Genomic DNA, 22,018 nt, shown 5'->3' with positions numbered 1-22,018 from the left:
TGAAATGTAATATTCTGGCGATAAATTGCCTGCAAACGGTATAAAGTGCGTTTTTAAACCAACTCAATCGTTTGCTCAAAATAACAGATTATATAACCCTATCAGGTGGCTCTCATCTCTAATCAGCATGATCCACAGTCTTTAGCATTACCTTTTGAGGTATATATCCAGTTGACCACCTTTACGGAGTTCTTCAAAGCGGAGCACAGGTTTCTTGTGTACTGTTCCGTTGAGGTTCATATTTTTGATATAAATCGCTTCCGGATTTTGTCCATGAGTTGTAATTGTAAACGGTTTCTGACGTATTGCTTCAGGCAATTGTATCTTTATCTGATCAAACAATGGAGCTCCGATCTGAAATGAGGCATCAGGCGAAGTGAGGCCTTTAACATCAAACAGACCCATCGCTGATAATACGTACCATGCACCTAATTGTCCCTGATCTTCATCCTGACCATAGCCGTACCCATGTATACCATCTGTTCCATAAAACTCATTACAAATGGCTCTAACCCATTTTTGGCTCAGATCAGGTCTTCCTGCAAAGTGGAAGAGCCAGGAGATATGCAGATTGGGTTGATTGCCGTGGTTATATAATCCTTCTATACCTGCAAAAGCATCGATATGTGTGCCTCCACCGAATACATTTTTGCGGGATATGGTAAAAATACTGTCTAATCTTTTATTAAATGTTTCCTTGCCCACAAGGGTTACGAGTTCTTCAGGAGTGTGCGGAACATAGAATGTATATTGCCATGCATTTCCCTCCTGAAATCCCCTCCAGGATTCATAAGGGTTGAATTTATCAATAAATTTTCCGTTTACGTCTCTTGGGCGTATAAAATTGGTCGAAGGATCATACAGTTGTTTCCAGCCTTTGGATAATCTGTTCAGCGTCTGGTAATCATCTTTTTTTCCTAAGGATTTGGCAAACTGTGCGACAGCGTAAGCTGAGAAAGCATATTCCAGGGTATGTGAGGCTCCGAAGGGCGAGCCTTGCACCATGAGTTCGGGGCTGTCTGATTTGTCTATGAGATATGGTGAATAACCCTGACGGACAAATACGCCTACATCCAATTTACCTGCGCCGGGTATACGTCCTTCAGCGATAAGTTCATTTTTACGGGCTGCTTCATATGCCAGTTCTACATCATAATCCCGTATACCGATGTTGTAGGCTGCGGCAATAGCCAGTCCTGTAAAGTTGGTGCCTACACCGGATACATATTTACTGTTGGCGATCCCGTCTCCCAGCCAGCCTGCATCTTTATAGACCAGCAGTTGACTCTGAATCCAGTCGTTATAATATTCCGGATAAGCAATCGCCCACAATTGTGTCAGATTCCAAAAAGCTCCCCATATCGCATCCGTATTGTAATGATGATGGACAGGATCACCGTTATTACGAAGTGCTATCTGGCCGATTCCACCGTCATTGCGGGGATAGGCTCCGTTTATATCACTGGCCAGCCCCCTGCCCAACAAGGCATGGTAGAGGCCGGTATAAAATTTAATACGATCAGATTCTTTACCTCCGCTTACTGTAATACGTGACAATGCTGTATTCCATTTGTCCAAAGCCTGCTCTTTGGCTTTATCAAAAAACAGATCTTTGGCCTCTTTTATCAGATTTAATCTGGCATTTTCAATCGATGTATAAGAAAGTCCGGTTTTAATACCGATAGTCTCCCCTTCCCTTGTATGGAACACCAGATAGAGCCCTGCTCCTTTTCCACGTTTTTCTCTCTGTCCTGCATATGTTGTACTGTCTGTAAATGTACCAAAGGCAACAGGCGCCTTATCTATTTCTGCATAGAAATACATAGTCACTGTGGCCGATTCCTGATACTTCTTTACATATACCGGTTTCGTCACTACGTAGCCTGAGATATGGTTGTCTTCATAACTTACCTGGGCGTCCAGTACAGGTCCACTCTCTCCCATTTTGTGACCGATGTCAAAGATAATATTGGCCGAGTCTGTTTTCGGAAAAGTATACTGATGGAATCCCACACGCGCTGTGGCCGTTAATTCCGCTTTAATGCCATAATCTTTTAATCCGACCTGATAATAACCTGCAGTAGCGAATTCATCTTTTTTATCAAATGCGGATCTGTAACCCGAATGCGGATCTTCCAATACTCCGGGATATGTCTTTACTTTTCCTACAGTAGGTGCAAATACTACACCGCCAATCTGAAATTCATGAAAATTGGAAAAACCTGCAATAGAATGATGCCTGTCATCGTAGCCCACGGCTTCCCATCCGGAAGCATTACCATAACTGCCGTTTGTACTCGGAGCTAATTTGGCCATCCCAAATGGTAAAGCTGCGGGTGTGTAAAAGAAATAGCGGCTATGTGCTGTACCAATATTTGGATTTACATAACGTACAGGCTTTTCGGCGGTTTGTCCGGATACTTGAATAACAAAGATACAGACTGACAGTATGGTGAGAAGTGTATATTTCATATGTATATAATTTGATTTTCATTGGTCATATGGAATATCCAAACTATATTCGTTCGTGTTTGTGCAGTCTGTACTACATGGATATTTCATATGTATATAATTTGATTTTCAATGGTCATATGGAATATCCAAAGTATATTCATTCGTGTTTGTGCAGTCTGTACTACATGGATATTTCACAATTTATAATTTCAGATCTGTATATCCGGTATCATTTATTCTTAACAAATAAATCAATAAATGTATATACATACAGAGACAAATATATTTTATAATTCCGAATAATAAAAATATTATATACTTATCTTTTTAGACAACGTTGCTTTAAAACCTAATTTTATTTGATCTATCTATACTTTTATTACAAATCATCACTTGCTTATTTTACAATTATGTGTATTATTGCATGTATATACATATAACCCTTTATACAATTATGAATAATCTGTTCTATTGGCTTTGCGGCTTGTTATTTTTGACTGGCTGCCATTCCAGCAAACGCTTAGAAAATCAAAAACTATCGTCAGCTATCCTGGCTGATACTTCACTGACACATGTAGACAAGTTGGCCCGGTCTGTTATAAAAGAAGGATTTAATGCCGGAAGTGGTTACTCTCAGATATGGGCAAGAGATCTTAATACCTTTATTGAAACAGCTCTGGAAGAGCGTTCAAAAAAAGATGTGCGGGGGGCTATATTACTTTTCTTCGCTCTACAACAGCCTAACGATGAGATGGTTGACGGATATGTACTGAAGAAGGATTTTACATGGAATGATGATACACCTTATTATGCTGCAGCAGCTCCGGATCATGTAGGTTTTAAGAATACTGTGGAAACGGATCAGGAAACTTCTCTGATACAGCTGGTCTGCAAATACATCCGTAAAACAGGCGACCATGCTATTCTGGAGGAGAAAGTGGCAGGAACGACCGTACTGGCACGCATGAATAAAATGATTGATTACCTGATGCGTGAGCGCTATAATAAACAATACGGACTGTTATATGGCGCTATGACTGCAGACTGGGGAGATGTGCAGCCACATGACGACTTTGGATGCGACTGGAACGAGCTTTCTGATGAGGCTATAGATGTGTATGATAACGCTATGCTTATCATAGCTTTAAAAGACTTATGTAGTGTGGCTCCTCGTGCTCCGGAGGTACAGCAATGGAAAAAGTTACAAAAATCTATTCATAATAATATCCGCAAATATCTTTGGGATACTAAAAATCAAAAATTCATCCCTCATATCTATCCCGGAAAATCACCGCTGCCTGATGGATTTGACGAAAACAGGATTCATTATCACGGTGGCACTGCTATAGCTATAGAAGCCGGCGTACTCTCCAAAAAAGAAATAGCTGTTGTCAATAAGCAAATGATTGAAAATGTACGTTTATCAGGGATGCCGAGCATAGGGCTTACATTATATCCGACTTATCCTGAAGGATTTTTCAGAGGGGGTATGTCAACAGCCTATGTATATCAGAATGGTGGCGACTGGACATGGTTTGGGGGAAGAATGATCCAGCAACTCATCGCAAACGGGTTTGCCTATGAAGCATACACAGAAGTTCGCCCAATGCTGGAACGTGTTATCCGCACTCAGGGATTTTACGAATGGTACGGAAAGGGAAATATACCCAGCGGATCGGGAAAATTTAAAGGTTCGGCGGGCGTGTTGAGTAAAGCGATCAGCCAGTTTAAAACCTGGGCTGAAGCACAACAGAAATAATCAGCGTATATTTAGGTGTGAAATCATCTTATCCATTACAAATAAGATGATTTTTAATTTAATATTCTTCTGAGAACGGTTATTTCAGGAAGATGGTTATCTTTGTTTTAGCCCTGATTTCCACCTATATGTCCGGAAATAGGACAAATTATTATTAAATATGAATATAGATTTTATAACGATCAACGAAATCCGAATAGCAGAACTGCAATCTGATACTATAGAAATAAATAATGCGCAGGATGCTTTAGAACTTATTATGAATTGTAAGTATCAGGATACGGACAGCGTTATAATAACTGCCGCACATGTACATCCGGATTTTTTTGATCTGAAAACGGGCATTGCCGGTGATATTCTTCAGAAATTCTCTACCTACAGTGGGCGTATGGCAATAATAGGTGATTTTTCAATATATTCCAGTAAAAGCCTGCGGGATTTTATATATGAAAGCAACAAAACAGGTCGTATCAACTTTGTAAAAACAAAAGAAGAAGCGATATCTGCATTGAGCAGATCATAAGGCCGCAATCATCTGCACAGGTCTCAGAATCCTATGCTCATATGCCGGAGGGAAAGCAGGCCACCGAGGCCAATTGACACATAGGGATATCCTTTTTCCAGAGGCATCAAAAAGTCATATCCTGCTTTGAAATTAAAGATACCATTCAGTTCAAAGTATACATGAGGAGACAGTCTGACCTGATTTTTGAAGTTCTTATTCAGATCGAAAAGATATCCGGCACTCAGTTGTAAGGACAGGATATTGCTTTTACGTTTGTTATCTATAATATAATATCCTCCTGTAAGCTGAGGGGCTATACCTGAAGGGGCCAATGCATTTTTAGTACTGTAATCCAGACCTGCCATATATTCATAAGGCTTATTTTTATCCATCACAAATGGAATATTGATTGTAGTCTGAAACATACTTTTCTCTTCATATTTATACCCGATATTGATAATCTGAGCACCGGCACTATGGATAAAATAGAACAGGGACAGGAATAGAATAATATATAATCTGGACATAGCGCTGATTTTTAAGGCATTAATATCTACGAAGATAAGGTGTCATTTAATAGAATTATATCGCTGAAATCAGTGAAAATATTGTGCAATGACAGACTCATTTCTGCGCGTTGAGCGCTCCTCCCAGATACCGTTCGAAGAATTCTTTTTTATAAACCTCACCTAACGGAATTTCATTCTCATCCATATAAATAGTATGGTTATCAAAGGAATCTATAAAGTCCACATTGACTACATAAGATTTGCTGACACGCTGAAAACTCCTGATCGGCAATTTCTGATGCATCACTTTTAGATTCATTGCGGTGATCAGTTTCTGGTTTTTGGTGTAAATAACTACATAATCTTTGAGTCCTTCTACAAACCGGATATCCTGAAAATAGATCTTGTAAAACCGTCTCTCCGATTTTATAAATAGAAAATCTTCTGTATTAGCTTCCACAGTATTTTTCACGGTTGCATCAGAAAGAAGGTTTTTATAGCTAATAAACTTATGAATTGCCTTTTCCAGGCGGATTTTTTCAATAGGTTTCAGCAGATAATCCAGCGCATCCAGTTCATAACTCTTCAGCGCATACTGGGGATAAGCCGTAGTGAAGATAATAAGACTCCGCCCCGAGATCTGTTTGGCAAAATCAATACCTGTAACCAGCGGCATCTGAATATCCAGAAAAATAAGATCTGTGTCATGCTCTTTTAAAAAAGAAAGTGCCTGCCTGGCATTAGAAAATTTCCCTAAAATCTCTATATCAGAAACCTCTGAAATCAGCGACTGCATTTCTTCTCTCGCAAGAGGCTCGTCATCTACTATAATGCAGTTCATACAGGTATAGTTAAGTTAACAATATATTCGTGATCAGAAGAGCTGATATCGAGTTGGTACTGTTTGTCATACAGCAACTGTAAGCGTCTTCTGATGTTATTTAGTCCTAATCCGCTGTTCTTTATATCCGGATTATGATAATCTGCTGTTTTAGAATTCTTACAGTTGAACTGCAGTCTGCCGTTCTCTAATGTTATCCGTATTCGGATGTATGCATCCGTATCGTCTACACTTACACTATGCTTGACAGCATTCTCCACAAAGGTAGTGAAGAGATTGGGTGGGATAAAAATGCCATTGAGTATTTTAGGATCTACATCATTCTGTATAGCAATGGACAGGCTGTCTCTCCGGATCTTCTCCAGATTTACAAAGTTGGAAAGAAAGTTGATTTCAGATACTAAAAGTGTTTTATCCTCATTATTTTCATACAACTGATACCTCAAAAATTCAGATAACTTCATAATGACCACGGAAGCAGCTTCGGGATTGCTACGTGTCAGTGCTTTTACATTATTGAGCATATTAAACAGGAAGTGCGGATTTATCTGGTTTTTGAGCTCATTCAGCTCCATAGTCAGTGTCAGATTACTCAATGCCGCTATTCGTTCGTTATCTTTTACCCATCGCTGCATCAGTTTGATCAGGGTACTTATGAGAATAATGATTATAGACAAGACAGCCCCGTTGTAAAAGCGGTTCATATCCAATTTATCTTTAATATTTACATCCGGCTTAATATAATTAGTGAAGGTAAAAACCAAAGAAGTAAGACCTGCCACTACCAGAATAACCAGAAATAGAAAATATAATGCATACTCGGCTTTTAAAAAGAATGTGGGGACTAATATGTATATATTAATATAAAACATGATCGTGAATGTAATAAACACGGCTATCAGTCCCGGATAATTAATATCACTATTTACAGCATCTATGGATGTGGAATAATACAGGTGTAAAAAAAGAGTAAGCAGAAGGGTAATATGGCGCCAGACCTTATACCGTTTATCAACGATAAAATTAATAATCTGATTGTCTGTCATCTTTTGTGAACGGTATCTCATATGAGCTGTGCTGATCAAAATCAACTGAACAAAAATATAAACATATACCTGACAAGCTGTATAAATTATACGAATACCTGAGTTTATTATACAAAACCGCACCCGAATGTCCATTTGGTATAAAAAAGAGTCCGTTTTGTATAAAAACAGATTATCGCTTTGCTATATATGCTTTTTTTGTTGCCGGAATCAATCTCCTTATTACTAAAACATGAACATCACTATTCGAATAGCATTGTCTTTATTTTCTGTCATACCGATGCATACCGTATTGGCTCAATCCGCAGACAGTGTTGTCAGAGGTGCGCAAATCACAAAACTGACACTTGCCTATGCCGCATTGAAATTTACAGAACTAAGGCCTCTTAATGCAGAGTACTCTTATCTGACACCGTACAACTATTCATCCCGTCTCTCAGATAAAGATTTGCCCGATAGAAAAATGATTAATTTTTCTCAGGCGAAAGTTGGCGTCAATCTGAATCTGATCAAAAAGCAAAAGTGGGCATTAGGTACTACGCTCGGATACAGATACATCATGACAGAATCCGAACCCATCCATACAACCGGGGCAGATAAAGTTGTACAAAGTGATAATTATCAGACGCATTTCACATCTGTGAATCTGGCATACTTTACCAGACTTTTCAATAAGATGACTATTTTTTCTTCCAGTGCGGTCGTTGATGGCAGCGAAAAAAGCTTCGAGCGAGTCAGAGGTTTAATAACGGGTACTATGATATTAAAGGCCAACCGGCAAACAAAAATGGCTGTCGGACTTCTTTTGAATATAGATCCCGCTGCCCAGATTCCGTTTGTGCCTACATTTCTGTATGAACATGAATTTGATAACGGTATCATAGCAGATATAAATCTACCCCGAAATCTGATGCTTAGAAAACATGTTTTCAGCAAAGGAAGGGTTTCTATTGGAGCAGAACTGGATGGTACCTCTTTTTATCTTTACAATATAGATGGCTCTTCTCAAAAATACCAGTATAGCCAACTGGATATCAACTCGGGACTTGTGTATGAACATCTGCTTGGCAACTATTTTATTGTAACGGCCAAAACAGGAGCAAGAATAGTTCCTACAGCGCGTGTTTTTGAAAAGGAAAAATCATTTGAAGACTACGTTTATAAAACAAAACCTGACCCGGCGTTCTATTTTAATATCGGTCTGTCCTTTAATCCCTTTTCTAAAATCAAAAGAAAATAGTAATTACCATAATTTTTAAAAAATGATAAAAGTATATATAACTGATGTTGAAAATTCTGATACCGCTTATTTTATTACCGAACAACTTCTCAAAAGGTATCCCGGATTTGCCATTAATTTTGACCTGATGGACTGTGACAATGTCCTGCGCGTAGAAGGTCAATCATTTCAGAGGGATGATATCATTCTTTTCTTAAACAAAATTGGTTACCACTGTGAAGAAATGTGCTATTAAAAGTAACAGCTAGAATCAAAGCTTTTGCTTTTCAACTTCAGGCATTTTAAATGACTCTCTGTTCAGAAAAACACTCAGTGTAAAGAAAGCGTCTTTCTGGTCGCTGTTTTCAATACGAATACCATTCAGTGCCGCTTTCACCTCCGCAGTATCATGACGTACAATTTGTTGTATAAATGTACCATCTGCATTTTTAACGATCAGATCATTATCTTCAGATGAATTGTTGATAATCAGGAATCTGTATATTTTGGGCTTCGATGACTTCAGAACGGCTACTTCTCCGGGTTTGACACTCCAGCTCTTTAATACTGATCCTTCAACAAATTTATACGTACTGCAGGAAACCAGCACCATAAAGGAAACCAGTATTATACTGTTTATTATTTTATTCATCTCTAATCAGGTTATGTCATAAAAATAGATGATTCGCATAACTTTTTATAATATAGACAGTATTTTTTTCAAACCTCACGTTTATCAACCCGTTACCTGCAAATATGAATCAGGATATCACAATTAACATTAAACAGTTATATCTTTAAAACCAAGTAACTGATGAATTGTTAATATTGAAAATTCGGAAATGATAAAATTAGTTGTTTTTACGCTGTCTTCTGCACTTGCTTTTGCATGTAGTTGTATGAACCTGCAAAAGTCCGGTACTTCTACCCTTCCCTCTCCAGCGGGAGATACGGTCGTCAATTTTTTAGATACCGCTTATCGTGACGTTATAATGATTGAAGATCAGCATGTCGCACATGAGGGAAGCAATTATCTGATCGATATCCCACTGAAAGAGAATCAGGATAGCTTATATGTGTTTTTCTTATCCGCCCGAGTACCTGTAGATCTGTTTAAAAATTCTGCATCTTTTTTCCCTGAAATAAAGGAATTTATTTTAGTTGTTCCGGACTGGGCGTTTTACCAGCGTGTCGCAGAGGATGCAACCAAAAACGGAATCGTTTTGGAACCAGCTACGACCAATGTGTATTACCATATCAAAAGAATCGAACATCAGATAAATGTAGATAGTATGCGTATATCCGGAAATGGTCATCCTCAGCTTGATTTTAAGATTCCTCGGGTACCTGATGATCACTTTGTATCCTACCGCTCTGAACAGTACGGATCGGTCTGTTGTCCGAAAGATCCGCGTTGGGAAATTATAGCAGAAGACGCGCCATTTATCAAAGATTTTGAGACCAGAAATAATGTACGTATCAAAGGTATATATCGTCAGAATAATGGAAAAGAAGGTGAACATATCACCTACTATACTTTACCTGGTTTGTCACCTGAGCAAAGGCTGAAATTTATCCTGGAAAAGAGATCGCAATGGATTGTCAACAAGGCAACTAAAACAATCGTATTTTCTGCTCAGGTATTTACCCCACAACTGATACCTTTTGTTAAAACAGGATTTAATAAAACGACTCCTGTGACGTTTTAATTCTATGCTTAATTTGCTGTCCGGAAATGCTACAACAGCGATCCGGACAGCAAAAGAGAAAAGAAATGGTCTTCTGTATTGTGATTTAAAATTTCATTTTCTGTATACGGACGGCATTCAGAATAGCAATCAGAGAAACTCCAACATCTGCAAAAACTGCTTCCCACATTGTCGCCAGTCCTCCGGCACCCAGAATTAATACGATTCCTTTCACCACAAAGGCAAGCGTAATATTTTGCCATACCACGCGCTTGGTTTGCTTACCGATCCGGATAGCCACCGGAATTTTAGATGGCTTATCATCCTGGATCACTACATCAGCAGTCTCAATGGTGGCATCACTACCTAATCCACCCATCGCTATACCGACATCACTTAAAGCTACTACAGGAGCATCATTCACACCATCACCCACAAAAGCTACCCGTACACTTCCGGCTTTTATTTCCTTAAGTCTGCTTACTTTGTCTTCAGGCAGCAAGTCTCCGAAAGCATTGTCGATCCCCAACTGTCCGGCTACATGCTGTACCACAGAACTCTTATCTCCGCTGAGCATGGTCGATTTTACATTGAGACTGTGCAATTGTCTGATCGTCTCTGCGGCATCATCTTTAATGCTGTCGGCAATAGTCATATAACCAACAAACTTACCACCATACGCAACTGCAATAACCGTATACACAATGGATGAAGGGTCCACATTATAGGAAATCTTATATTTATCCATCAGCTTGAAATTGCCGACCAGCAGCTCTTTGCCATTGATAAAAGCCCTCAATCCATGTCCGGCTATTTCTTCTGTATTTTCCAAAATGAGCTTGCTGTCTACTGCTCCTGCATATTGATGTATGGCTGTAGCGACAGGATGCGTACTGTGGCTTTCCAGAGCATTTACCATTCCCAATATCTCCGTCTGGTTATATTCGGGCTTAAAGTTTACTTCCTGCACCTGAAAAACACCCTCTGTCATTGTTCCGGTTTTATCCATTACTACATGCTGTATATCCGCCAGGGCATCCAGAAAATTACTTCCCTTAAACAAGATGCCATTTCTGCTGGCAGCACCTATACCTCCAAAGTAGCCCAAAGGGATAGAAATGACCAATGCACACGGACAGGAGATAACAAGAAAAACCAATGCTCTGTACAGCCAGTCATTAAACTGATAATTTTGCACAAATAAGTATGGAACAAGACAAATCGCAATGGCCAATACAACGACTATAGGTGTATATATTTTTGCAAATTTGCGGATAAAGAGTTCGGTTGGAGCCTTTTGTGCAGTCGCATTTTGTACCAGTTCCAGTATTTTACTCAGCTTACTGTCTGTATAGGCTGTAGTCACATTTACGAGACTCACAGTATTCAGATTGATCATTCCGGCCAATACTGCTTCCCCTTTTGTCTTGGTATCTGGTTTACTCTCTCCTGTCAAAGCCGCTGTATTGAAAGAGGCTGCATCTGACAAGAGTTCGCCGTCTAGTGCCAGTTTTTCTCCGGGTTTAAGCTGGATCACATCATTGATCTGCGCTCCTTCAGCTTTGATTGTTTTCGCCTGATTATCGACGAGGATGGTGACTTCATCAGGACGCTGATCCAACAAGGCCTTGATATTGCCTTTGGCTCTGGAGACGGCTAATGTCTGAAAGACTTCTCCTACCGCATAAAATAGCATCACAGCCACGCCTTCCGGATATTCCGCAATAACAAATGCGCCCACCGTGGCTATAGTCATTAAAAGAAATTCCGAAAATACATCTCCTTTGCCTACGCTGACTAGAGCATCCTTAATAACCGGAAAACCTACAGGTATATAAGCAATGACATACCAAATCGTCCTTGTCCATCCTGTAAACCAGGTCTGAGGCAGCCAGTTATCAAAAGTAATAGCCAATATCAACAGAACAAAAGAAATGATAGCAGGCAAAAAGAGTTTAAATGCTCCTCCTTCAAAATTGGAATGATCATGGTCGTGGTCGTGATCATGTCCATCATCATGACTATGTCCTGCATGATCGTGATGATGATCATTCTTTTTATGGGTGCCGTCTATCAGATTCTTAGCACCTGCTTTTTCATATATTTTTTCAGTATACGTACAGCAATCCTGATTACTTTCCGGTTTATTGTTGTTTTTTGTTGTCATGATTTGATAGTTTATTTATTACGATACTTCATCATTTATCCAGTGGTACAAAGCTAATCAGCTTTTAACTGCAATACTATTGCATACTTTTATGCAAACAGTTTTCACATATACCTTTGGCAAATAATCTTACTTCGTCTATCTGCACGGTAGCATCTACCGGTTGTTTGAAACTAATGTCTGTCCTGCAGGTTGTCTGCTTACATATCTTGCAATATAAATGCAGATGCCAGTCTCTGTGTACCTGTTCACTGCAGTCATCACTGCACAATCGGTATTTGCTGGTGTTATTCTCCTGTATGCTGTGGACTATTCCTTTCTCTTCGAAAGTTTTTAGTGTGCGGTACAAGGTGATGCGATCTGCAGGATAAAAATAATTTTCAATTTCCGAAAGAGACAAAGCAATCTGCTGAGAAGCTAAGAAATCATAGACCAATATGCGCATGCTTGTTGGCTTTGTATTCTTATCCCTGAGCTTATTTTCTATTTCATTTTTCATGGCTTTACTTATTTTATCAGTTTTCATTGAAGAACGGGGGATTAGTCTTTAACCATTTCAGGATCAGATACCCGACCCTTGCAACCAGATAACCTGTTATAAAAAACCATATTGTAGAGTGTATGTTTGCGAATATTTTCCTCAATAATAGTAAAGAAACTAAATAACAGAAACAATGCAAAAAAAACGTTCTTTTCGTTAATTGTTTTTCAGTAAGTTGTAATTGACTAACAGTGTTTCTGCTTTTGTCTGCTCATACAGACTAAAGAGAGTAAGATAAGTTCTGTAGCTCCCGCATCAGGAGCTATCAGCCTTCGTAACTAAGCTATTGCCTGAGGTGGCTGCCAGATACCTCCGCTGTATGTGCGAACAACAAATGAATCTGTTATTGCCACATGATCAGACGTAAATTGAGAAAAAGGTTCGGAAATATGTAGTATTTCAAAATGAAATACGGCCAATGTAACACTACAACAGCTACATTGACAGAAAGGAGAACAGTAATCATCCTGATCCTGATTGTGATCATGAAGCAGCGGATCTTCAGCATTTTGCCGGGAAGAAGATACATCTTCACATTTATTTATATCGTCACTGCACGGAACTACAGATAGCGCAACAAAATAAAAGGCCCATATGACTATAAGACACTTCATGATCTTATAAATGTATGAAATTATTATATGCAATACTATTACAAAGTATATTTTTTATTGGAATTTTTAGTGACTATAAGTAAATACAATTTTACTATCTTGTGGACTGTGATTTTTAATCGTTACTGAACAATGCCCCTGTCTAAGTCTTTTCTAATTGCCATTGTGGTATTACTTTTAGCATTACCTGCTATTTGTCATGCACAAAATCTGAATGCTTCAAAAATCCATACTTCCAATTTCTGCGATACGATACCTTTTGAATATGTGAAGAACAAAATAATTGTTAAACTGACCATTGAAAATAAGGAAAGGAGATTTATACTGGATACCGGTGCGCCTTTTCTGATATCGGAACAGTTACGTGCAGAACTGAACCTTAAATCCAAACATAAAATAGAGACAACTGATGTGACCGGCAGATCCAACGACATTCCTGTTGTAAAAATGCCTGAAATTCAAGTTGGAAATGTCTCTTTTTCAAATACACAGGCATTGGTTTATGATTTGTCTGCCAGCGGGCTTTTGCAGTGTTTTGCTGTGGACGGACTTTTAGGAAGTACAATCCTTAAGCATTGTATTGTACAGATTGATCTTGAAAAAAAATGGTTGATCCTGAGCGATAAAATCGAAAACTTCTCCCTACTTCCTGACGAGAGAATATCTCTGGCTTTTGACAAAAACAGCAGGCCCTTTTTGGATATAAAAATTGCAGTCAGTACTCCATTCAGGGTTTTATTTGACAGCGGTTCGGATAAACTTTTAGCATTATCTTATGTTACCTACAGCGAACTGAGTAAAAAGGGAGAAGCGAAAGCGCTTTACAAAGGCAAAGGCTCTGTGTCATCGGGACTCTTTGGTGCAGGAAAAGAGGGTGAGGAACTCAGAATTCTGCTTAATCAACTTGAAATTGGCCCGGGAATTCTGGATAGTATCGTGACGAATGTATCAGAAAACAAAAATAAGAATGCGATAGGCATGCCTGTAGGTAAGTTTGGAATAATCACGCTCGATTATTTGCACAAACATTTTTATTTTCATCCTCATCAGTTCAGACAGATCGTTACAAACGGCAATTTTTACGGTTTCGATTCCCAGCTTGTCAACGATGACTATATAGCCTCTGTCGTATACGAAGGTTCGAACGCTGAAAAAGCAGGCTTGAAACGTGGAGATATTATTCTGCAGATCAATGATTATAAAGTGGATGAATTCAAGGATATATGTCAACTTTTCTTTGGGAATTACTTCACCGGGGAAAGCCTGCATCTCACTGTAAAAGATAAAGATAACAGCATAAAAACAGTAAAAATAGAGAAGGAATAAACAGCGTTTAGTTGGCTTTTATACTGGATTTTAATATTTTTCAGTTCGGTTTTCTTTAATAATCTTATCGTTTTAATAAACTATCGACCTTTCATCTTTCTCTCAGCAAGTGTGAAAGGACTATCCGCGACTTCTTCTCCAAAGCCAAAAATTTCAGCTAAGATCTTTTCGAGTTTCTGAAAGATATTTTTAGCTCCTTTCTTAAATTCTCTGATAAGTAATGAAAAAAACGCAACAGCTCTTGTGAACAGATCTTTGCTAAAATTAAAAAATCAAATAAACAAAAACCACTTCAAATGAAGCGGTTAAAACTTAATGTCGGGTTTCCCCATATATATCCTCTTCATCTGTAATATTACTCATTGGTACTCCTTGAGAATAAAATATATAAAGAAATTGTTCAAAAATATATGGGAGATTAAGCATTTTAAGCACAATAGTTATTGTATTACCTTCAATCTTCGAACTATACCATTCCCATGCTCTATGGTACATACTCTCTATCCAAGATTCATAATGCCATAAGTTTTCATCATTGTCTCTATCTTTTTCAGACTTTAAAGTCATACTTTCCACAAACCACTTCGGAAGAATAGATTTCCATTCTTCATCGGATACTTTGTTGTTATGGTTATTTGTTGTGATATACGATATGATCATATAAGAATTACGGTTGATAAAATACCCAACCCCCAACGGCAATAAAATAAAAGATTATTTTAGCTATTGTTAACAATATTAAAACAATAAAATATAACCAATGCCACTTTGTACGTTCTTGTTTTTTCCAAATAAGAATCCCTAAAACTAATGGTATTTGAAGCCATTCTATGCAAAAAAAGAAAATAAATAAGATCTCATTATTAGCCAACATAAAATATTTACCATACTTATAAGTAAAATCATATCCATCTTTATCATATCCAAAAATTATATCCAAAAGATATCCAGACAATAAAATTGTACTATAAATAGTCATTATGTAATTAACTACCCAAAACCATTTTAAATTTTTCATTCTAATATTTTTTTAATTGCGGTCACAATTTTTTCTGCATTTTTTGATTTATCTGCTAATTCAGAAGTTGATACAATAGTTGGCTCAGTATCTTTTGTTGCTTAAAAAACTTTAGAGTTGGGATGTGTTCTTAAACTCATCTTTATTTCTCCTCGTAATGCTTTATTAAAATTCTTATAACCTTCATTAGTTGTATAGAATCTTAAAAAACTCAACGGCTCTTGTCAACACATCTTTGGTAAAATTAATGGATTAAATAAAGAAAAAACGCTTCCTTCGAAGTGGTCTATATTAAGATTAAGGTAACTTTACATATTCTCCATCCATGTTCCACCATTTTCCTGTATCCTCATCAAGTTGCAAGGATTTTAATGTGTTCATTAAAAGAATATTTTCTATTCCTTCATATAAATCCACTCCAACATAAAAACAATATTCTCCTATTTTATACACTCTGCCATCCACATCGCAACAGATATAATAACCATCAGGTTTAAAGTAGCCCAGATTAAATATTTGCTTTCCTAAAATTGAAGAATAATAAGTAAAATCTCCATCAGAATCATAATGCCCTTTTCCAATCATAGGATTTATTTCAAAATAAGAAGCAATATATCTTTGATATTCATTATCATACTCTACATCCTGAACTTTTAAAAGTCCATATTCCTGAAGAAATTTTTTTGCATCCAATGGATAACCCTCAATTGGAAATTCCAGATTTTTCAAAATATTTCTTCCATCAAACCATCCCGATTCTAATAATCTTGTAATTATTCTTTTATCTGAAAACCTCATAATTTATTGATTTTTTTACCGATACTCCTTTAACCTCAAATTTCATCAGAAGTGAGCATACGTTTGTTGCAACTGGATCTACTTTTGTATCATATTTTTTCTAAATCATTCCATACATCATATATGTTCTTGCCATTTTTCGCACCTGCAAGAATATCATCTACCCCCTTGATAAAGCTTATAAATCCTTTGGCATATGCCTTTTCAATAGAAAAACAGCTGTCTGCTATTATTCAATAGTGGTTTTATTAGAAAATTGGGTTAACCCGCTATTGGGAAAACTTGCCTTACGAATTTTAAGAGTTCTTCAATTGTTTTAAACTCTTTTTCTTCAGGAATCTGACCTAAAGGATATTGGATAATTATTTTTTCTTTTTCAATCCTAATTTGTGATACAGAACTCACTTTAGGATTTCCTTTTGTATCATCAACACTATTAAAAATGATTCCTAATCTTTCTTGTAAATAAGGACTATAGCCTTCTTCAGAAAGTTTTTTTATAATTTCCTTAATATTCATTATATCTATTTTTTTACATGATTAATAGAAACTCCACGTTGTAGTTGCGACTCAGCAAATTCATCCAAAAAACATCTAAGAATCTTTATTTTAATACTTTTCATATTATGCTGATCTTTCCTTATTGATATACGGTCTGTACCTATTAAATGTATTGCCTGTATCATGATTATTCAGAATCAGGAATTTATTTTGCTTCTCTGATTTTATACCGCTCAAAATCCCACATTCACAAAATATAAACGATCACGACTCTCCTTTAAAATTAAGTAATTGTTCATAGAGTTATCATATCTTTTTAAACCTATTTTAATATTTACAGAAACAGAAAAAACTTCACTAACATAAGTTACTGCCAAAATAAAAACCGCCTCTTTCGAAGCGGTTTATATAAGCTGACAGAAAAGCTATTCGGAATTTTACTCCGTACCTTCTATAACAGTTGCTACTTTCTCCAGAATGTCGAACGTGACTTCAGCCATTCTGTTTCCATGATGATCCAACAGAGGATTTACTTCCACGACTTCCATACAAACTACTTTTTCCGAACTTATCAGCTCCTGCAGTAGTACTGTGATTTCAAAAGGAAAGAACCCTTCCGGGACAGGTGTTCCCGTTCCTTCAGAAATCTTTTCACTGTCCATACTATCCACATCAAAGGAAACATACAAAATATCGCAGTTTTTCAATTGGTCAAAGACTTCTTTAACACACTGCTCCACTTTCTTCGTGCGCACCTCTCCCACCTGATAGTTTTTGATGCCCAGTCTTTCGATCAGCATATCTTCAGGTTCTTCTGTATCCCGTACGCCGAAATATACAAGATCCTCAGCGATCAGTTTGGCCTGAGCTGTACCGACCTGCTTCAGCTTTTCCCAATACGTCTGTGTATGATTGTCTACTTCATTGATGCCGCAAAGTAAATTATCTTCCTGCAACACTGCAGCTATGGGCATTCCGTGCAGATTTCCTGAAGGGGTCGTATAGGGAGAATGTATATCCGCATGCGCATCGATCCAGATCACACCCAGTCTTTTGTCCGGAAGAGCCGCTTTTATACCGCTGATCGTACCGATAGCTGAAGAATGATCACCGGAGAATACCAAAGGAAATTTTCCCTTCAGAATGCTGTCTTCAACAATAGAAGCCACCTGTTTACATTGCTGGTAGACCTGTTTTATATGTTTGCCGTATGGATTCAACTCGTGTTCATAAACGGAATCATTACGTGTCTGTACATCTACAAACGGATATTTCTTAAAGAAAAGGCTACCCTTATTAATAGCAGCGATCTCTATAGCATCTATCCCCAGATCTGAACCTCTGGTGCCTGCGCCTATATCGGATCTGTTCTTAATCAGTTCTATCGATCTTCTCATACAAACACATTTAAGGATTTTTCGATTATACGGAGACAATCATTTATCTGTTGCTCATTGATTACTAAAGGGGGTGCCAGACGGATTTTATTACCATGTGTGGGTTTGGCCAAAAGACCGTTTTTTTTGAATTCAAGACATAGATTCCAGGCTAATTCATCCTCTTCAGAGCAATTCATTTCTATAGCTGTGAGTAAGCCCTTACCTCTTACTTCTCTAATCAAAGTCATCCTGCCTGCAATATCTCTCAGTCCTGAGCGTAATATTTCACCCATTTTTCTGCTGTTTTCAGTCAGTTCTTCATCCAGTATGACTTGCAGCGCTTCTATGGAAACAGCACAAGCCAGCGGATTGCCTCCATAGGTGGATCCATGTTCTCCGGGCTTGATGGTAAGCATAATATCATCATCAGCCAGTACTGCAGATACAGGTAATACACCTCCGGACAGAGCCTTGCCTAAAATCAGAATATCAGGTTTACTGTTGTGTGCAGAGGCGAAGACATCGTAGGAGGCCAGCAAATTGCCGGTACGCCCTATGCCTGTTTGTATCTCATCCGCTATAAATAATACATTATACGCAGTACATAGCCGTCTGATCTCAGACAGATAGGTCTCGTCAGGAATAATAATTCCGGCTTCTCCCTGAATAGGTTCTACAATAAAGCCTGCAATATTTTTATTTTCTTTCAAAAGGTTTTCAAAAGCCTGTATATCATTATAGGGTACCTGTACGATTCCTTCTACAAAAGGACCAAATTCACGTGTACTGACTTCATCATTAGATGCAGAGATGACAGAAATAGTCCTTCCGTGAAAATTATCTTTCGCGAATACTATTTTAGCCTGATTATCGGGGATTCCCTTTACCTGATATCCCCACTTACGACAGAGTTTCATAGCTGTTTCTACAGCCTCTACTCCGGAATTCATAATCAGCGCCTTATTATACCCAAATAGCTTGCAGATATACTCTTCAAATTCTCCAAGTTTATTATTAAAAAATGCCCGGGAAGTAAGCGTTAGTTTCTTGGCCTGTTCTGTCAATGCATGGATAATGCGCGGATGGCAGTGGCCTTGATTAACAGCAGAATAGGCCGATAGAAAATCAACATATTTTTTTCCTTCCACATCCCATACAAATACGCCTTCTCCTCTTTCCAATACAACCGGAAGCGGATGATAATTATGGGCGCCATATTGATTCTCTTTAGCTATAAAAGCATCACTTTTAGTTTTATCGGTTTGAATATTCATATCCTCAATATTATTATTCATATTTTCAAACTTATAAAATATAACATGTAAAAAGCAAATAAATATTGAATTTGACTTTTAAAACAACAAATTATATTAAATTTGAATATACAACTCAACAAAAACCATGTATACATTAGATGATTTTGATATCCGGATACTGAAAACACTGGACACAGACGGCCGAATGGCTTATTCGGCTATTGCCACTGAAATGGGGGTTTCCAATACGATGGTTCATCAGCGTATAAGCCGCTTATCCGATCAGGGAATACTGGAAGGAACTAAGCCGGTCTTGAATGAAAAAAAACTCGGCTATGACTGGGGAGCTTTCACGGGTATCAGTCTTGAAAAGGATTACGATTCAAAGCGGGTAATCGAAGAATTACAGAAAATACCGGAAGTCACCGAATGTTATTACATTACAGGAAACTATACATTATACATTAAGATCGTTGCCAAAAACCATGAACATATGCGGCAATTATTGTATGAAAAAATTGATAATATTCCGGGAATTGCAAAGACAGATTCTATTATTGAACTGGGCTGTGCATTCAAACGCAATATTATTTTGTAGACAGGCTGGTTAGTTTTTCCCCAGCCATTCACCAATCAGTTTCCGGTAGGTCTCACCGATCGGAAGATATTCACCATTGGTCATGACGATCTGATTCCCCTCTATTACCTTGATTCTTTTTAAAGGGACAATATAGGATCGGTGTATGCGTACAAACTGATGCTGTGGCAATCTGTCCAGAATATCTTTCATATTCTCTAATACGACCATGCGTTCAGAAACCGTATGAATACGGATATAATCTTTCAATCCTTCTATATATAGGATATCCTCCGGTTGAATTTTATAATACTTGCGGTCTGCTTTTACAAAGAGCGAATTATCCGATTCACTGCTTTGGAAGGTATCCTGCCAACGGTTGAATTTTTCTACACTCTGATAAAAACGATTGAATGTGATTGGTTTTAATAAAAAATCAATCACATTAAACTGAAAAGCATCCAGTGCATATTCGGAGTAAGCGGAAGTGATAATAAAATTATGCTTCTGATTAAACATCTGCATTAACTCAATTCCTGTGAGCTGAGGCATCTGAATATCTATAAATATAAGATCTACGGACTCAGAATTCAATATTTCAATTACCTCAAAGGCATCGCTTCCTGCATATATCACGTTCAATTGTGACACCTTAGAGGCATAATCTGCCAGGAGTTTTACGGCAAAAGGTTCATCATCTAAAATAAGGCAGTTTATTTTTCTTTTCATCCTAAAATTATTTGCAGTTCAGCTGTAAACACGTTATTCTCAGTTTGCAGGTTTAACTTATGGGTGTCCGGATAATATATCTCCAGACGCTTCTTTAAATTATCCAATCCAATGCCTCCTAATTTATCCTTTTTGTGATTTCCGATTCCGTTTTCTATTCTAAAGGTTAGATTTTTTGCATCTGCATTCAGATTTATTATAATGGGAGCTGTATTGGAAGCAATCCCATGTTTCAAAGCATTTTCAACTAAAGGAGACAGTAGATAAGGTGGTATTTCCATATGGTCATTTACAATCTGAACAGTTAATTCAACAAAGGCATTTTCCTGATGGCGTAGTTGCTCCAATTCCAGATATGCCCTGATATATCCGATTTCGTCTGCCAGCTTTATCTTTTCCTTCTGAGATTCATAAGTTGTAAAGCGCATAATCTGACTCAATTTCTCAATTGCAGGTAATGATTTATCGGATTGAAAGTATACCATCGAATAAATATTATTGAGGGTATTGAAGATAAAATGAGGATTGATCTGTGCTTTCAGAAATTTAATTTCTGTGTTTTTGTTTTCCTCTATTATAATCTTATTGTACTCCAAAAGTCTGATAAAATAGATGGCAAACCAAAGAAGAGAACTGAAGACAATCGGCATACTGCTGTAATGCATATTGTCCAGCATGTAACTGACGACTGTAGTATTGACATAATTGACTTTATGAAATAACATATCTGTTATAACCTGCTCCAACAGCCATCGTAAAGCTGTAAAAAACAGATAGGAAACAAATATTCCCAAAAACAGTTTTTTCCATTTAAATGCCTTAAATGCCCATTTCATGACTAACAAATAATGAAAGTAAAAAGTGGAAACAAAACATATCATATAAGTAGTGTAAAATAAGTCCGGTACTGCGAACCGTGCATACAACGGGTTTTTCACGAATGTAAAATAGATGACGATCAACCAGAATATAAGATGGATGAACTGCTCCGTCCTTTTTGACAATGTTCCTTTATACAACATCTAACTGTTTTTTTTCAAAGGTACTCATTCATAAAAGTCCTTTAAAACGGATTCGTAGATAAAGCGGAG

The 22,018-nt window shown here is 37.5% G+C and carries 23 protein-coding genes; 7 read left to right on the top strand and 16 right to left on the bottom strand.

Annotated elements, in window-relative coordinates; genetic code table 11:
- Positions 1–147: 147 nt before the first annotated feature.
- A complete protein-coding gene (locus I6J03_RS19545; RefSeq protein WP_003002578.1) occupies positions 148–2,472 on the bottom strand; it encodes a GH92 family glycosyl hydrolase in 2,325 nt (774 codons plus the stop codon).
- Positions 2,473–2,908: 436 nt separating this feature from the next.
- Here I6J03_RS19545 and I6J03_RS19540 point away from each other — a divergent pair, with 436 nt between their 5' ends.
- Together I6J03_RS19540 and I6J03_RS19535 are read left to right on the top strand one after the other, a co-directional pair.
- Positions 2,909–4,213, top strand: coding sequence for a GH36-type glycosyl hydrolase domain-containing protein (locus I6J03_RS19540; RefSeq protein ID WP_003002580.1), 1,305 nt, complete (start codon positions 2,909–2,911; stop codon positions 4,211–4,213).
- A 160-nt stretch (positions 4,214–4,373) separates the two neighbouring features.
- Complete coding sequence (locus I6J03_RS19535; RefSeq protein ID WP_201693923.1) at positions 4,374–4,736, top strand: DUF4180 domain-containing protein; 363 nt, start codon at positions 4,374–4,376, stop codon at positions 4,734–4,736.
- A 23-nt stretch (positions 4,737–4,759) separates the two neighbouring features.
- On the opposite strand, the gene I6J03_RS19530 is transcribed toward I6J03_RS19535, so the two are convergent.
- The 3 genes from I6J03_RS19530 to I6J03_RS19520 all read right to left on the bottom strand — a co-directional run bounded on the left by I6J03_RS19530 (position 4,760) and on the right by I6J03_RS19520 (position 7,135).
- Entirely contained in the window at positions 4,760–5,245 is a 486-nt protein-coding gene (locus I6J03_RS19530) for a hypothetical protein (RefSeq protein ID WP_003002593.1), read from the bottom strand.
- 97 nt (positions 5,246–5,342) lie between these two features.
- Positions 5,343–6,068: a LytR/AlgR family response regulator transcription factor gene (locus tag I6J03_RS19525; protein ID WP_003002596.1), complete on the bottom strand. Its 726-nt coding sequence runs from the start codon at positions 6,066–6,068 to the stop codon at positions 5,343–5,345.
- Complete coding sequence (locus tag I6J03_RS19520; RefSeq protein ID WP_236586203.1) at positions 6,065–7,135, bottom strand: sensor histidine kinase; 1,071 nt, start codon at positions 7,133–7,135, stop codon at positions 6,065–6,067. The genes I6J03_RS19525 and I6J03_RS19520 overlap by 4 nt, the downstream gene beginning before the upstream one ends.
- Positions 7,136–7,346: 211 nt before the next feature.
- Between I6J03_RS19520 and I6J03_RS19515 the strand changes: the two genes are divergently transcribed.
- Together I6J03_RS19515 and I6J03_RS19510 are read left to right on the top strand one after the other, a co-directional pair.
- The gene (locus tag I6J03_RS19515; protein ID WP_232279583.1) at positions 7,347–8,354 is read left to right on the top strand and encodes a DUF6268 family outer membrane beta-barrel protein; all 1,008 of its coding nucleotides are present in this window, start codon (positions 7,347–7,349) and stop codon (positions 8,352–8,354) included.
- Between the two features lie 22 nt (positions 8,355–8,376).
- Positions 8,377–8,589 (top strand): hypothetical protein, encoded by a 213-nt coding sequence (locus I6J03_RS19510; protein ID WP_003002611.1) that lies wholly within the window; start codon positions 8,377–8,379, stop codon positions 8,587–8,589.
- Between the two features lie 15 nt (positions 8,590–8,604).
- Here I6J03_RS19510 and I6J03_RS19505 read toward each other — a convergent pair whose 3' ends face one another.
- Positions 8,605–8,985 (bottom strand): hypothetical protein, encoded by a 381-nt coding sequence (locus tag I6J03_RS19505; RefSeq protein ID WP_003002613.1) that lies wholly within the window; start codon positions 8,983–8,985, stop codon positions 8,605–8,607.
- 190 nt (positions 8,986–9,175) lie between these two features.
- On the opposite strand from I6J03_RS19505, the gene I6J03_RS19500 reads away from it, so the two are divergent.
- A complete protein-coding gene (locus I6J03_RS19500) occupies positions 9,176–10,042 on the top strand; it encodes a hypothetical protein (protein WP_232279584.1) in 867 nt (288 codons plus the stop codon).
- Between the two features lie 85 nt (positions 10,043–10,127).
- On the opposite strand, the gene I6J03_RS19495 is transcribed toward I6J03_RS19500, so the two are convergent.
- From I6J03_RS19495 to I6J03_RS19485, 3 genes are all read right to left on the bottom strand, one after another.
- On the bottom strand, positions 10,128–12,188 hold the full coding sequence (locus I6J03_RS19495) for a heavy metal translocating P-type ATPase (protein WP_201693918.1): 2,061 nt from the start codon (positions 12,186–12,188) through the stop codon (positions 10,128–10,130).
- A gap of 76 nt (positions 12,189–12,264) precedes the next feature.
- Positions 12,265–12,687, bottom strand: coding sequence for a Fur family transcriptional regulator (locus I6J03_RS19490; RefSeq protein WP_039989672.1), 423 nt, complete (start codon positions 12,685–12,687; stop codon positions 12,265–12,267).
- Between the two features lie 320 nt (positions 12,688–13,007).
- Entirely contained in the window at positions 13,008–13,343 is a 336-nt protein-coding gene (locus tag I6J03_RS19485; protein WP_050767761.1) for a DUF6660 family protein, read from the bottom strand.
- Positions 13,344–13,475: 132 nt separating this feature from the next.
- Between I6J03_RS19485 and I6J03_RS19480 the strand changes: the two genes are divergently transcribed.
- The gene (locus I6J03_RS19480; protein ID WP_003002630.1) at positions 13,476–14,669 is read left to right on the top strand and encodes an aspartyl protease family protein; all 1,194 of its coding nucleotides are present in this window, start codon (positions 13,476–13,478) and stop codon (positions 14,667–14,669) included.
- 312 nt (positions 14,670–14,981) lie between these two features.
- On the opposite strand, the gene I6J03_RS19475 is transcribed toward I6J03_RS19480, so the two are convergent.
- From I6J03_RS19475 to rocD, 6 genes are all read right to left on the bottom strand, one after another.
- The gene (locus I6J03_RS19475) at positions 14,982–15,329 is read right to left on the bottom strand and encodes a hypothetical protein (RefSeq protein WP_003002632.1); all 348 of its coding nucleotides are present in this window, start codon (positions 15,327–15,329) and stop codon (positions 14,982–14,984) included.
- A gap of 7 nt (positions 15,330–15,336) precedes the next feature.
- Positions 15,337–15,687 carry a hypothetical protein gene (locus I6J03_RS19470; protein WP_003002634.1) on the bottom strand — a complete coding sequence of 117 codons (351 nt, stop codon included), beginning with the start codon at positions 15,685–15,687 and terminating at the stop codon, positions 15,337–15,339.
- A 297-nt stretch (positions 15,688–15,984) separates the two neighbouring features.
- Positions 15,985–16,485, bottom strand: coding sequence for an SUKH-3 domain-containing protein (locus I6J03_RS19465; RefSeq protein WP_003002636.1), 501 nt, complete (start codon positions 16,483–16,485; stop codon positions 15,985–15,987).
- 261 nt (positions 16,486–16,746) lie between these two features.
- Positions 16,747–17,004 (bottom strand): hypothetical protein, encoded by a 258-nt coding sequence (locus I6J03_RS19460; protein ID WP_003002638.1) that lies wholly within the window; start codon positions 17,002–17,004, stop codon positions 16,747–16,749.
- A 419-nt stretch (positions 17,005–17,423) separates the two neighbouring features.
- The gene (locus tag I6J03_RS19455) at positions 17,424–18,383 is read right to left on the bottom strand and encodes an arginase (RefSeq protein ID WP_201693916.1); all 960 of its coding nucleotides are present in this window, start codon (positions 18,381–18,383) and stop codon (positions 17,424–17,426) included.
- A complete protein-coding gene (gene rocD, locus I6J03_RS19450) occupies positions 18,380–19,660 on the bottom strand; it encodes an ornithine--oxo-acid transaminase (RefSeq protein WP_003002645.1) in 1,281 nt (426 codons plus the stop codon). The genes I6J03_RS19455 and rocD overlap by 4 nt, the downstream gene beginning before the upstream one ends.
- 106 nt (positions 19,661–19,766) lie before the next feature.
- Here rocD and I6J03_RS19445 point away from each other — a divergent pair, with 106 nt between their 5' ends.
- On the top strand, positions 19,767–20,219 hold the full coding sequence (locus I6J03_RS19445) for an Lrp/AsnC family transcriptional regulator (RefSeq protein ID WP_002995445.1): 453 nt from the start codon (positions 19,767–19,769) through the stop codon (positions 20,217–20,219).
- Between the two features lie 9 nt (positions 20,220–20,228).
- On the opposite strand, the gene I6J03_RS19440 is transcribed toward I6J03_RS19445, so the two are convergent.
- Entirely contained in the window at positions 20,229–20,927 is a 699-nt protein-coding gene (locus I6J03_RS19440; RefSeq protein WP_201693914.1) for a LytR/AlgR family response regulator transcription factor, read from the bottom strand.
- Entirely contained in the window at positions 20,924–21,763 is an 840-nt protein-coding gene (locus I6J03_RS19435; protein ID WP_232279585.1) for a sensor histidine kinase, read from the bottom strand. Before I6J03_RS19435 ends, I6J03_RS19440 begins: the two co-directional genes overlap by 4 nt.
- Positions 21,764–22,018: the final 255 nt, after the last annotated feature.

Source organism: Sphingobacterium spiritivorum (assembly GCF_016724845.1).
In the GTDB taxonomy this organism is placed as follows: domain Bacteria; phylum Bacteroidota; class Bacteroidia; order Sphingobacteriales; family Sphingobacteriaceae; genus Sphingobacterium; species Sphingobacterium spiritivorum_A.
The sequence above is the reverse complement of the archived record's forward strand: the minus strand, read 5'-3'. Positions and strand labels throughout refer to the sequence as shown.